11 protein-coding genes are annotated in these 12,589 nt (G+C 71.5%); 8 read left to right on the forward strand and 3 right to left on the reverse strand.

Features of this window, described 5'->3' with window-relative positions; translation table 11 throughout:
* Positions 1-19: 19 nt before the first annotated feature.
* Both ACFVYR_RS07775 and ACFVYR_RS07780 read left to right on the forward strand, forming a co-directional pair.
* Complete coding sequence (locus ACFVYR_RS07775; protein ID WP_384253373.1) at positions 20-1,588, forward strand: GMC family oxidoreductase; 1,569 nt, start codon at positions 20-22, stop codon at positions 1,586-1,588.
* Positions 1,585-3,048: an APC family permease gene (locus tag ACFVYR_RS07780; protein ID WP_384253371.1), complete on the forward strand. Its 1,464-nt coding sequence runs from the start codon at positions 1,585-1,587 to the stop codon at positions 3,046-3,048. The genes ACFVYR_RS07775 and ACFVYR_RS07780 overlap by 4 nt, the downstream gene beginning before the upstream one ends.
* A gap of 192 nt (positions 3,049-3,240) precedes the next feature.
* On the opposite strand, the gene ACFVYR_RS07785 is transcribed toward ACFVYR_RS07780, so the two are convergent.
* Complete coding sequence (locus ACFVYR_RS07785) at positions 3,241-4,380, reverse strand: PQQ-dependent sugar dehydrogenase (RefSeq protein ID WP_384253368.1); 1,140 nt, start codon at positions 4,378-4,380, stop codon at positions 3,241-3,243.
* A 320-nt stretch (positions 4,381-4,700) separates the two neighbouring features.
* Between ACFVYR_RS07785 and ACFVYR_RS07790 the strand changes: the two genes are divergently transcribed.
* On the forward strand, positions 4,701-5,876 hold the full coding sequence (locus tag ACFVYR_RS07790; RefSeq protein ID WP_384253366.1) for a serine hydrolase domain-containing protein: 1,176 nt from the start codon (positions 4,701-4,703) through the stop codon (positions 5,874-5,876).
* A 71-nt stretch (positions 5,877-5,947) separates the two neighbouring features.
* Here the strand turns inward: ACFVYR_RS07790 and ACFVYR_RS07795 are convergent, their stop codons facing one another.
* Positions 5,948-6,388 carry a DUF2000 family protein gene (locus ACFVYR_RS07795; RefSeq protein WP_384253364.1) on the reverse strand — a complete coding sequence of 147 codons (441 nt, stop codon included), beginning with the start codon at positions 6,386-6,388 and terminating at the stop codon, positions 5,948-5,950.
* Between the two features lie 50 nt (positions 6,389-6,438).
* On the opposite strand from ACFVYR_RS07795, the gene ACFVYR_RS07800 reads away from it, so the two are divergent.
* Both ACFVYR_RS07800 and ACFVYR_RS07805 read left to right on the forward strand, forming a co-directional pair.
* On the forward strand, positions 6,439-7,356 hold the full coding sequence (locus ACFVYR_RS07800; protein ID WP_384253362.1) for an AraC family transcriptional regulator: 918 nt from the start codon (positions 6,439-6,441) through the stop codon (positions 7,354-7,356).
* Between the two features lie 281 nt (positions 7,357-7,637).
* A complete protein-coding gene (locus ACFVYR_RS07805; RefSeq protein WP_384253360.1) occupies positions 7,638-8,099 on the forward strand; it encodes an SPW repeat protein in 462 nt (153 codons plus the stop codon).
* 87 nt (positions 8,100-8,186) lie between these two features.
* Here the strand turns inward: ACFVYR_RS07805 and ACFVYR_RS07810 are convergent, their stop codons facing one another.
* Entirely contained in the window at positions 8,187-9,233 is a 1,047-nt protein-coding gene (locus ACFVYR_RS07810; RefSeq protein WP_384253357.1) for a sulfotransferase, read from the reverse strand.
* A gap of 287 nt (positions 9,234-9,520) precedes the next feature.
* Between ACFVYR_RS07810 and ACFVYR_RS07815 the strand changes: the two genes are divergently transcribed.
* The 3 genes from ACFVYR_RS07815 to ACFVYR_RS07825 all read left to right on the forward strand — a co-directional run bounded on the left by ACFVYR_RS07815 (position 9,521) and on the right by ACFVYR_RS07825 (position 12,580).
* Positions 9,521-10,642: an FAD-dependent oxidoreductase gene (locus tag ACFVYR_RS07815; RefSeq protein WP_384253355.1), complete on the forward strand. Its 1,122-nt coding sequence runs from the start codon at positions 9,521-9,523 to the stop codon at positions 10,640-10,642.
* Positions 10,643-10,736: 94 nt separating this feature from the next.
* Positions 10,737-11,243, forward strand: a complete 507-nt coding sequence (locus tag ACFVYR_RS07820; protein ID WP_384253353.1) for a MarR family winged helix-turn-helix transcriptional regulator — start codon at positions 10,737-10,739, stop codon at positions 11,241-11,243.
* A complete protein-coding gene (locus tag ACFVYR_RS07825) occupies positions 11,240-12,580 on the forward strand; it encodes an MFS transporter (protein ID WP_384253350.1) in 1,341 nt (446 codons plus the stop codon). Before ACFVYR_RS07820 ends, ACFVYR_RS07825 begins: the two co-directional genes overlap by 4 nt.
* Positions 12,581-12,589 lie beyond the last annotated feature (9 nt).

Genomic DNA, 12,589 nt, shown 5'->3' on the forward strand with positions numbered 1-12,589 from the left:
CGAGAGAGAGGGCGACGGCATGGACGACGAGACGACGACCTACGACTACGTGATCATCGGTGGCGGCACGGCCGGCTCCGTACTGGCCGCACGGCTGAGCGAGGACCCCGGCTCCCGGGTGTGCGTGGTGGAGGGCGGCCCCAGCGACGTCGGCGACGACCGCGTGCTGCGGCTGCGCAACTGGATCAACCTGCTCGGCTCCGAACTGGACTACGGCTACACCACCGAGGAGCAGCCGCGCGGCAACTCCCACATCCTGCACTCCCGGGCCCGCGTGCTCGGCGGCTGCTCCTCGCACAACACCCTCATCAGCTTCCTGCCGTTCCCGCAGGACCTCGACGAATGGGTGGCGGCCGGCTGCGACGGCTGGGGCCCCGAGACGATCCTGCCGTACCGCTCGCGGCTGCAGAACAACATCGTGCCCGTCGGCGCCGCCGACCGTAACCCCATCGCCGAGGACTTCGTGACGGCGGCGACCACCCGGCTCGGCGTCCCGGCCGTCGACGACTTCAACGCCCGCCCCTTCACCGACGGCGCCGGCTTCTTCTCGCTCGCCTACGACCCGGAGACCAACAAGCGGTCCTCCGCGTCGGTCGCGTACCTGCACCCCATCATGGACCGCCCAAACCTGACGCTGCGCCTGGAGACCTGGGCGTACAAGCTGCTGCCCGACGACGAGGGCCGCTTCACCCGCGTCCAGGTCCGCAACCCCGACGGCTCGGTGTCGACGCTGGAGGCCGAGGCGGAGGTGCTGCTCTGCGCCGGGGCCATCGACACGCCGCGGCTGCTCATGCTCTCCGGCATCGGGCCCGCCGACCACCTGCGCGACCTGGGCATCGAGGTGCGCGCGGACCTGCCGGGGATCGGCGAGAACCTCCTCGACCACCCCGAGTCGGTGATCGTGTGGGAGACCCGCGGGCCGCTGCCGCCCAACTCGGCCATGGACTCCGACGCCGGCCTCTTCCTGCGCCGCGACGCGAGCGGCGGCCCGCGCCCGGACCTGATGTTCCACTTCTACCAGGTGCCGTTCACCGTCAACACCGAGCGCCTCGGCTACCCCGTGCCCGAGCACGGCGTCTGCATGACCCCGAACGTGCCGCGCGCCCGCTCCATCGGCCGCATGTGGCTGCGCAGCTCCGACCCCTCCGTCAAACCCGCCCTGGACTTCCGCTACTTCACCGACCCCGAGGGCCACGACGAGCGCACCATCGTCGACGGCCTGCGCATCGCCCGCGAGGTGGCCGCCACGGCGCCGTTCAGCGACTGGCTGCTGCGCGAGGTGGCGCCGGGCCCGGACGTGCAGTCGGACGACGAGCTCTCCGAGTACGGCCGGCGCGCCGCGCACACCGTCTACCACCCGGCGGGCACCTGCCGGATGGGCGCCGAGGACGATCCGATGGCGGTGGTCGACCCGCAGCTGCGGCTGCGCGGCCACGACGGCGTGCGCATCGTGGACGCGTCCATCTTCCCCACCATGCCGAGCATCAACCCGATGGTCACCGTGCTGCTCGCCGCCGAGCGCGCGGCCGACCTCATCAGCGCAAGGCCGGGCCCCGCGGCCACCGGCACGGAAGGCGGCCACCAGTGACCGTGCCCGCCGCGCCGGACGGCACCGCGGACGCCGCGCCCGGTGAAGAGAAGTCGGAGTTCCGCAAGGAGATGGGCCCCTGGGCGAACTTCGCCCTCGGCTTCACCTACCTCTCGCCGGTGGTGAGCACTTACACCCTCTTCGGCACGGCTCTCGCCGACGGCGGCCCCCCGATGATCTGGGCCTTCGTCATGGCGGGCTGCGGCCAGTTCCTCGTCGCACTCGTCTTCGGCGAGGTCGTCGCCCAGTACCCGGTCGCGGGCGGCGTCTACCCGTGGGCGCGGCGGCTGTGGGGCACGCGCTGGGCGTGGATGACGGGCTGGATCTACATGTGGGCGCTGCTCGTCACGATCACGAGTGTCGCGTACGGCGCGGGGCCCTACATCGCGATCCTGCTCGGCTTCCGCCCCACCGTGCACACCACCGTGCTGTGCACGGTCGCGCTGATCGTCATCGCCGTGCTCATCAACTACGCGGGTACGAAGGCCCTTTCGTGGGCGGCGCTGATCGGCTTCAGCGCGGAGCTGCTCGGCGCACTCGTCGTCGGTGTCATCCTGCTGACCACGCACCGCTTCCACGGCCTCGGCGTCCTCTTCGACGACTACGGCGCGGCCGGGGACAGCTCCTACCTGCCGGTCTTCCTCGGCGCGGCGATCATCGGCTTCTACCAGTACTACGGCTTCGAGGCCTGCGGCGACGTCGCCGAAGAGGTCAAGCACCCCGGCACGGTGATCCCCAAGGCGATGCGCCGCACCATCTACGTCGGTGGGATCGCGGCGACGTTCACCTGCCTGACGCTGCTCCTCTCCGTCGTCGACTACCGGGCGGTGATCTCGGGGAAGGACACCGACCCGGTGGTCAACGTCCTCTTCGACGCCCTCGGCGAGGCGGGCGCCCGCACCGTGATGGCCGTCGTCCTCATCTCCTTCCTGTCCTGCACGATCAGCCTCCAGGCCGCCGCGGGCCGGCTGATCTACTCCTACGCCCGGGACGAGATGATCATCGGCCACCGGCTGCTGCGGAAGTTCTCGGCGTCCCGCGCGGTCCCCGAGTACGCGCTGCTGGTCGCGGCCGTCGTCCCCGGGCTGATCGCCTTCGGCTCGCTGATCTCGGCCGACGCCCTGACCAAGATCGTCTCCTTCGCGATCCTCGGCATCTACGCCGCCTTCCAGATGGTCGTCCTGGCCGCGCTGCGGGCCCGCCTCAAGGGCTGGAGGCCGAGCGGCGAGTACCGCCTGGGCCGGTGGGGTCTTGCGGTCAACATCGGGGCACTCGCCTACGGCATCTTCGCCATCGTCAACATCGCCTGGCCCCGCACCCCCGAGGACCCCTGGTACGACAACTGGATCGTGCTGCTCTGCGGCGGCGTGGTCGCGGTCACGGGCCTCGTCTACATGTTCACCACCCACCACTACGGACGCAGCGACGCCCCTTCGGGGAACGCGGTGCCCGAGGAGTAGGGCCTTTCCGGCGCCTCGGCCGGCGCGCGGGTCAGCCCCTCCGTGCCGAGGCGGCCCGAAGGGGCTGAGTGGGCTGTGTTCCCAACCCGGTGGTTCCGGAGTATCCCGATGCCCGGCACCTCATGCGTCCGCCGGACTCCTGACTCCGGCGGCGGGCGATGGACGTTTGTGCGACCGCTCAGCCGCGAGGCCTCACGCCGGGTCGATACGGAACACGCTGCCGCCGATGTCGAGCACGTACAGCTCGCCGTCGCGGCCCTGCGCGAACGAGACGACCTCGCCGCCGTTGACCCCGAGATCGCTCACGCCGGTCACCTTGCCGTTCCTCATCCTCAGCGCCCGGACGGTGCCGTCGCAGTAGTCGCTGAAGACGTACTGCCCCCGCAGGGCCGGGAGCGCCCTGCCGCGGTAGACGAATCCGCCGGTCACCGAGCAGCCGAGGCCCGTGCGGTCGTACTCGTGGACCGGCGGGACGTGGTTCGCGGGCTCGGTGCCGTCCCGGAAGGGGTGGGTGCCTTCCATCCGGGACCAGCCGTAGTTCTCGCCGCCCCTGCTCCTCGCCGGGGCCCAGTCGATCTCCTCCCAGGAGCTCTGGCCGACGTCGCCGATCAGCAGGTCGCCCGTGCGGGCGTCGAAGGAGAACCGCCACGGGTTGCGCAGCCCGTACGCCCAGATCTCGTCCCTGGCGCCCGGCTCGTCGACGAACGGGTTGTCCGACGGGACGGCGTACGGCTTGCCGCCGCTCGGATCGATCCGCAGCAGCTTGCCGAGCAGCGTGTCGAGGTTCTGTCCGTTGCCGTGCGGGTCGCCGCCCGAGCCGCCGTCGCCGAAGGCGATGTAGAGGTAGCCGTCCGGGCCGAACTTGATGTCACCGCCGTTGTGGTTCGCGTAGGGCTGCGTCTGGGTGAGGACGGTGCGCCGGGTGTCCGGCCGGATCCTGCCGTGCCGCACCGCGAACTCGTCCACGGTGCTGGTGCCTTCGAGGTTGGTGAACGAGATGTACAGGTGCGCGTACTTCTTGTCGAACGCGAGCCCCAGCAGGCCGCGTTCGCCGTCGGTGGTGGTCTCGGCGGATATGTCGAGGACCGGCTCGCTGAGCCCCTTGTCGGTCAACACCCGTACGGTGCCCGCGCGTTCGGCTATCCATACGGTGCCGCCGGGGCCCGCGGTCCCGGCCGTAGGGTTCTTGGCCGTGGCCACCTTGTTGAGCGCGACCTTCGCTGCCGCCTGATGCGGGGCGGCGGGCTCGTCGGCGGACGCCGTGGTCAGGGCGAGGGAAGCGGCGAGGCAGACGGCGCCGATGAGCGCGGAACGTGTGCGGCGAAGTTTCACCGTGGTCCTCCTGGATGCGGTGCATGGGGGAGGTCACCCGGCTGTGGAAGGCAGGGGGGAAGAGGGTGTCGCCCGCGCCGGCACGCAACCTGGGTGGGGGGATGGGGTGGTACTGGCTGCGGATGAGAGTACTGGGACACGTCTGGTTGGTGTAGACCAAGGAGCGGGCCAACTTCCTTGCGTACGCGGCCAGTTCACTCACGCGCCATTCCCCGGGACCGGATTCCACCGCGGATAAATGAGCGGCCCCGCCGCCCCGGTGCCCCGTACACTGCCTCCGTCAGATGATCATGCTCCACCGTTTGGGGGATGGGAAACGCATGTCCATTCGCAGATCTCGCAGTAAGCGGAACGTCCTCAGAACCTTCGCCGTGGCGCTCGGCGCCGCGATGGTCCTGACGGGTGCCACCGGGACCGGAACCGCGGCCGAGGGGGCGGGAAAGAGGCACGACGCCACGCAGCGGGCGCTCGACGCGCTTGAGCGGGCCGGGATGCCGGGCGTCGCCGCCGAGGTCAGCAGCCCGCAGGGCAAGTGGTTCGGCTCCGCGGGCTTCGCCGACACCGCGACCAAGCGCAAGCGGACCGCGGCGGACCACCTGCGCGCGGGCAGCAACACCAAGTCCCTCATATCCGTGGTCCTTCTGCAGCTGGAGGCCGAGGGCGAGCTCAGCCTCGACGACTCCGTGGAGCGCTGGCTGCCCGGCGTGCTGCAGGGCAACGGATACGACGGCAACAAGGTGACGGTACGTCAACTCATCAACCACACCAGCGGTGTGCACGACATGGTGTCCACGCCGGAGTGGCAGAAGCACATGAACGGCCCCGGCTTCCTGGCCCACCGCTACGAGGCGTGGACGCCCCGGCAGATCGTCGACCTGGCCCTCACCTACAAGCCGGACTTCGAGCCCGGGACGTCCTGGAACTACTCCAACACCAACTTCGTGCTCGCAGGCATGATCATCGAGAAGGTCACGGGCAACACGTACGCCCACGAGGCCGAGCGGCGCATCATCAAGCGCCTGAACCTGCGCGAGACGACCTTCCCCGGCACCGACCCGAAGATGCCGGCCCCGTACGCCGTCGGCTACTCCAAGCTGTACGCGGCGAACCCCGGCCCCGAGATCTACGACGCCACGGAGTACAACCCGGCGTGGTCCGGCGCGACCGGCGAGGTCATCAGCACCACCGGTGACCTCAACCGCTACTACAGCGCCCTGCTGAAGGGCGAGCTCCTGCCGGCCGCCCAGCAGCGCGAGTTGCTGGACACGGTGGAGACGGGAACCTTCTTCCGCTACGGCACCGGTCTGATCGTCCGCACCCTGTCGTGCGGGGTGAAGGTCTACGGCCACGACGGCATCGTCTGGGGCTCGCTGACCAGCACCGCCACCACCGCCGACGGCAAGCACACCCTGACCTTCCACCTCAACGGCGACTGGCTGGAGGACGGGGCCCTCTACGAGAACGTCTTCGAGGCGGAGTTCTGCGGCAAGGGCTGAGCGGCAAGGGCTGAGCGGTAAGGGTTGAGCCGTAAGGGCTGACTGGACGGGCCTGGAGCCGGGCCGTCCGGTCACGGGTGCATGCGGGCACCCTTCAGCACCTTGTCGACCGCGTTGCGCGGTCCGTGGACGGCGATCCCGACCAGGTCGAGATCGCCGGCCGGTACGGCCCGTACCGCGGCGCGGTTGTCACGGTCGTTGCCGGTGGCGAAGAGGTCGGAGGTGAAGAGCGCCATGGGCAGGTCCCGGCTCACCGCGCGGCCGTGCGCCGCCGTCACCGTCTCCTTCGTCCCCTCGAAGACCATCACCGGCTGCCGGAGCATCGGCAGGTAGGGGGTGCCGTCGGCGTCGGCGTACGGTTCGCCGATCACCTCGGGGAACCGTGTGCCGAGGCCGCTGACCAGGAACGCGGTGACGTTCAGCCGCTGCCAGGTCTCCAGGTCCTCGCGCAGCAGTACTGCGATCTTGGTGTCGAAACGTACGGGCGCGTGCTGCGGGGTGTCGGTCGTCATGCGTCCCAGGCTGCCGACCGACACCCCGCACCGTCTTGTACGTTCTTTGCATGCCGTCCCCGCAGGAGGTCTCCGCGTGGCGCCCGCAGGTCCCGGGCGTCGTGGAGGTCTTCCACGCGCACTTCACCGAGCACGCGTACCCGATGCACGTCCACGACGTATGGACACTGCTGATCGTCGACGACGGGGCTGTCCGCTACGACCTGGGCCGCCGCGAGCGCGGCACCCCGCGGGACACCGTGTCGCTGCTGCCGCCGCAGGTGCCGCACAACGGCTCCCCGGCCACCGCGCACGGCTTCCGCAAGCGGGTGCTGTACCTGGACGCGCCCCTGCTCGACGAGAGCCTGATCGGCCCGGCGGTGGACGACCCCGACATCGCCGACCCGCTGCTGCGCAGGCGCATCGGGCAACTGCACGCCTCCCTGGCGCGGCGCGGCGACGAACTGGAGGCCGAGAGCCGTCTCGCCCTGGTCGGCGAACGGCTCCGCGGCCACCTGCGGCCCCGGCTCGCCACCGCGCGCCCCGGGCCCGGCCGCGGCGTGGCGCAGAGCCTGCGGGAGCTGCTCGACGAACGGCTCCTTGACGGGGTGACGCTGGACGAGGCGGCGCGGCAGGTGCACGCTCACCCCACCCATCTGGTACGGGCGTTCGGCGCCGCCTTCGGGATCGCCCCGCACCAGTACCTGATGGCCCGCAGGGTCGAGCGCGCCCGGCGGCTGCTGCTCGCGGGCAGGCCGCCCTCGGAGGTGGCGACCGCCGTCGGCTTCTACGACCAGGCCCACCTGAACCGGCACTTCAAACGGGTCGTGGGCGTCCCGCCGGGCCGTTACGCGGGCCGGAACGTCAAGCGCATGCAACACGCCGAGCGCGCCGACAGGCCTTCGGCGGCCCCTCCCGCGGCCCCTGCGGAAGCGCTCCCTCCGCCGTACGACAAGACGGGTGAGGGCGAGTATTCTGCTGGTAGGTAGGAGCCGACGCCGCAGCGGGCTCCGAAGAGCAGTGCCAGTTGAAGGTCCGTCGCCCCGATGGAGCGGCGCGTGCCCCCTCCGGCCCGCCGGGACGGTTTCCGCCCGGCTCGGCACGGACACCCGGCAGCCATCTGATCTGCTGCCACCGCCCCGAGTCATGGTTCGGCCGCGTGACGACACCGCTGGTTGACGATGTCGGTGCCCGCGGCCCTGTCCGCACCCAAGGAACCACCCAACTGGAGGTGGACGCAGTGGCAACGTCTCCCATGTCCCCGTCCTCCATGGAAACGCACCCGGACATCGCCGACATCCGCGCTCGCCACGAGAGCGCCGAGCGTGCGGCGAGCTCTCCGAAAGTGCAGGCCATCGACACGCTGGCCTTCCTGACGGGTCTGTACCTGGCCGCCTCGCCCTGGATCGTGGGCTTCGACGGCCTGACGCGGCTGACGGTCACCAACCTGATCGTCGGCATCGCCTACGCCCTGCTGATGAGCGGCGGCTTCGGCCGTGCCTACGACCGCACGCACAGCATGGCGTGGGCCGCCTGCGCGCTCGGCGTCTGGACGATCGTCGCCCCCTGGGTCGTGGCGGGTGACGTCAGCACCACAAGGACCGTGGTCAGCAACGTCATCACCGGTGGCGTCGCCCTTCTGCTCGCCCTGGCCGCCAGTGCGGCCGCCCGGCAGGGAGAAGCCGGCGCGAGCCGCGGCAAGCGGGGCATGTACCGAGCAGGCCCCGGCTGACCGGCCGAACCGGAACGGGCCCTACCGTGCTGCGGCGCGGCGGGGCCCGTCCGCGTGCGGTGCGTTGCCCAGGAGGCCGCCGAGGGGTCAGCGCCGGTCCGCTCGCTCCGCCAGAGCGCGGGTGCCCGCGGCGCAGCTCTCCTTCAGCTCGTCGAGAGCAGCGGCCGTCAGCTGCCTCCCGGCGGAGCCGCGGCGACCGCCGTCGAGCAGGGCGCACGCGCCGTCCAGCCACTGCGGGGACGGCGCGAACCCGACGAACGACGCAAGGCGGGTGAGCTCATCGCGGGGAGCGTCCAGGAGGTCCCCGTAACCGAGTGTCATGCCCTGACCAGCAGGAAGGCCGTCGAGGAAGTGCACGCCCTCGACGACGAGTTCCGACCACAGAGCGCCGAACCGACGCAGCGGAAAGTCGCGGTCGCGGACGAGGGCGGGGTCGAAGCGCTCGCCGAGCAGGGGCGCGAGCTCCGGCGGCAGGGACCGCACATGCTCGTCCGTGAGGTCCGCGAAGCTGTCGACGCCCGTACGTTCCCTGATCTCACGTATCAAGGTGATCACCCGGTACCCGGGGTGCCGGCTCATGGACAGGGCGCAGTCCGGCCCGTCACGGAAGAGATGCACGAACTTCGCGTAGGGGAAGGCGGCCCGGAGCCCCGGCGCCCAGCCCGTCGAGTAGCCGGAACGCTCCACGACGGCGGTGCGCCCGAACCGTGCGCAGAGCAGGTCGAAGAGCGCCTCGTGGTGTGCGGCGGCGGCGCGGCCGGGCCAGTCGACGACGGCCGCGCGGAGCTCGTCGAGAAGGCCGTCGGGGTCGTCGGTGAGGTGGGGGAGCACCATGAGGGAGAGCGCGGGGATGCCGGTGGCCTGCGGCGTGTACCGGCCCGGGCGGTCCGTGTAGAGGAACTCGGGCATCAGCACCCCGCTGCGGATCATGCTCGCGAAGTACGGCGTTGGCCTGAAGAGGGCTTCCCAGAACTCCGCCCCCGACACCTGGCCCTCGGGGAAGGCCGCGTCACCGACCGAGGCCAGGTACTCGTTGAGGCTGAGTACGTCGGGATGGGTGTTGAGGATGCGGGACAGCGCGGTGGAGCCGCTGCGGCCCGTACCGATGACGAAGGTCAAGCTGCGCAAGGTCACTCTCCGGGAACGCGGGGCGGGTGGTCCAGGGCTTCGTGCACCTCAGCACACGCGGGCGGAGGGCGCCAGGTGGCGGCGGGGGTGGGGCGGTGTGACCCGGGGGCGTGGCGTGGTCGACAGGCGGTCGGTACCGGCCGCGTATCGGCGGCTGTCGGTCCGGTGTCGGTGGCCTGTCGGCGGGGGCTGGCACCTTGATGAAGACGAGCCGGACGCTTACCGGCCGACCCAGAGGCCCGGACCCTGGCACCCCAGTGCCCCGATGGCCGAGCGACACTCAAGGAGCCCCTGTGACCACTCACGTCACCATCATCGGCGCGGGCCTCGGCGGCCTGACGCTCGCCCGCGTCCTGCACGTACACGGCATCCCGTCCACCGTGTACGAGGCGGAGCCGTCCAGGGCCGCGCGCGCTCAGGGCGGAATGCTCGACATCCACGACTACAACGGCCAGCAGGCCCTTCGGGCGGCAGACCTGATGGACGAGTTCCGCGGCCTCATCCTGGAGGGCCGCCAGGCCATGCGCATTCTGCACCGGGACGGCTCGGTCCTGTTCGACCAACCCGACGACGGCACGGGCGGGCGTCCCGAGGTCCAACGGGGCGAGCTCCGCCAGATCCTGCTCGACTCACTGCCGGCCGGAACCGTCCGGTGGGGCCACAAGGTCAGCGGCGTCCGGGCCCTCGGTGGGGGCCGCCACGAGGTGCGCTTCGCCGACGGCGGCACCACCGTCACGAGCCTGCTGGTCGGCGCCGACGGCGCGTGGTCACGGGTCCGCCCGCTCCTCTCCGCCGCCACACCCGAGTACACCGGCATGTCATTCGTCGAGACCTACCTGTACGACGCCGACGTCCGGCACCCCGCCGCCGCGAAAGCGGTGGGTGACGGATCGATGCTCGCGCTCGCTCCGACCAAGGGAATCCAGGCGCACCGGGAGAGGGCCGGGACCCTCCACACCTACACAGCCCTGTTCAAGCCGCAGGACTGGTTCTCCGGCATCGACTTCACCGATGCCGCCGCGGCGACGGCACGGATCGCGCGGGAGTTCACCGACTGGGCCCCGGAACTCACCGCCCTGATCACCGAAAGCGACACCGCACCGGTCCTGCGCCCCCTCAACGGCCTGCCGATCGGGCACCGTTGGGACCGGGCGCCGGGGGTCACCCTGCTCGGCGACGCCGCCCACCTCTCGCCCCCCAACGGTGAGGGCGCCAACCTGGCCATGCTCGACGGCGCCGAACTCGGCAAGGCCCTCGCCGCCCACCCCGATGACATCGACGCCGCGCTCACCGAGTACGAGCAGGCCATGTTCCCCCGCGCCGCCGAAGCGGCCACCGAGGGTACCGAGCTCTACGCCCTGATGTTCGGCGACAACGCACCCCACAGCCTGGTTGGAGCGTTCGGCGCGGGCTGAGCGCCTGTGGCTTCTGCCTGGCGGGCTCGAAGGGGAAGTGGCCCAGCAGGTCCGGGGCGGGAGCCGATTTCTGAAGCGCTGTTATATTAGCGCTGTGACATTTTCGGACCCCGCCCCCTCACCCGACCCCACCACGCTCCCGGACCCCTGGCAGCCGCTGCATGAACTGCTGGCCGCCATGGACGCCGAGATCGAGCAGGTCTACGTCGACCGCGGCATCCGCGGCGTGCGGCCGCGGTTCGCGTATCCGCTGATCCGGCTCGCCCACACCGGGCCGCTGACCATCCGCGAGCTGGCGAAGTCCCTGAACCGCTCGCATTCGGCGATCAGCCAGACAATCGCCGCCATGCGCAAGGAGGACCTGGTCACCTCGGAGCCGGGGCCGGACGCCCGTACCCGGCGGATCGACCTGACCGAGCGCGGCCGGGCCCTTGTGCCGTTCCTGGAGGCCGAGTGGCGGGCCACCCACGCGGCCGTCGCCGAGCTGGATTCGGAGATCCCGTACGCGCTGACCACCGTCGTCGAGGATCTGCGGCGGGCGCTGGAGCGCCGGTCGATGCGGCAGCGGATCCGCCACCGCCTCGTCGAGCCACCTCGATGAAAGCGTCGCGGGTCCTGTTCCTCGACATCCGCCCGCTTCGCGGCAACCGGCCGTTCCGGTCCCTGTGGGTCGGCTCCGCGGCATCCGGACTCGGCGGCCAGGTAGCCACCGTGGCGGTGCTTGCCCAGGTCTGGGAGCTGACCGGCAGCCCGGTCGGCACCGGGGCCATCGGGCTCGCCACCGGCCTGCCGATGGTGCTGTTCGGTTTGCTGGGCGGCACGTTGGCCGACACCCTGGACCGCCGTGCGATCGTGCGGGCCGCCACCGCGGGCCAACTACTCGCCGCCGGGGGCCTGTTCGTCCAGGCACTGGCGGACAACCGCAACGTCCTCCTGCTGCTCTGCCTGGTCGCCATGGGGGCGGCCTGCGGCGCACTCGGCGCGCCGGCCCGGCGCACCTTCCCGGTCCGGCTGCTGCCGCCCGACCAGGTAGCGGCGGGTCTCGCCCTGACCAACATCGCCTTCCAGGCGACGATGCTGGCCGGGCCCGCGCTGGCCGGACTGATCATCGCCCGCTGGGACTTCCCCGCCGCTTACGCCGTGCAGGCGGTGGCCGTCGCGCTCGCCATGTTCGCGGTGAGCCGCCTCCCCGTGATGAAGCCCGAGGGAGCAGTGGCCGAGGGTGCTGACGCCGACGTGGCCGGCGCGGGAAGTGGCAGGCGCCGACCGAGGCACGGCGGCTGGCGGGTCATTCTGCGTCGCCCGACGCTCTGGGGCGCCATGGCCACCGACCTGTCCGCGACGCTGCTCGCGATGCCGATCGCGCTCTTCCCGCTGGTCAACGAGGTCCGCTTCGACGGCGACCCGCAGAACCTCGGTCTGTTCCTGTCGGCCGTCGCGGTCGGCGGCATCGCGGCGGGCCTGCTTTCGGGCACGGTGACGCGGTGGCGCCGTGGCGGCCTTGTCCAGCTGGCCGCGGCCGGCGCGTGGGGCCTCGCGCTGGCCTGCTTCGGCCTGTCGGCGGAGCTGTGGACGGCGCTCGCCTGCCTGGCCGTGGCCGGTGCGGCCGACACGGTGTCGGTGGTCACCCGCAGTGCCATGGTCCAGTGGGAGACGCCGGACGCGTACCGGGGGAGGGTCTCCTCGGTGGAGCACGTCATCGGCGTCGCGGGCCCCGAACTCGGCAACTTCCGCGGCGGTCTGCTGGCTTCGGCCACCTCCGCCCCCTTCGCGCTGGTCTCCGGGGGCCTCTCCGCCGCCCTGGCGATCGCCGCCGTAGCCGCGGCCAACGCTCCCCTGCGCGCGTACCGCACCCCGGCGCCCGCCGCGGCACCGACCGCCTCCCCGGCCGCCGGACGCCGACGCGCGGACGACCGCCGAGCGGCGAGCCGGCCGTAACCTCGACCT

It is taken from the genome of Streptomyces sp. NPDC058284 (assembly GCF_042881135.1).
In the GTDB taxonomy this organism is placed as follows: Bacteria; Actinomycetota; Actinomycetes; order Streptomycetales; family Streptomycetaceae; genus Streptomyces.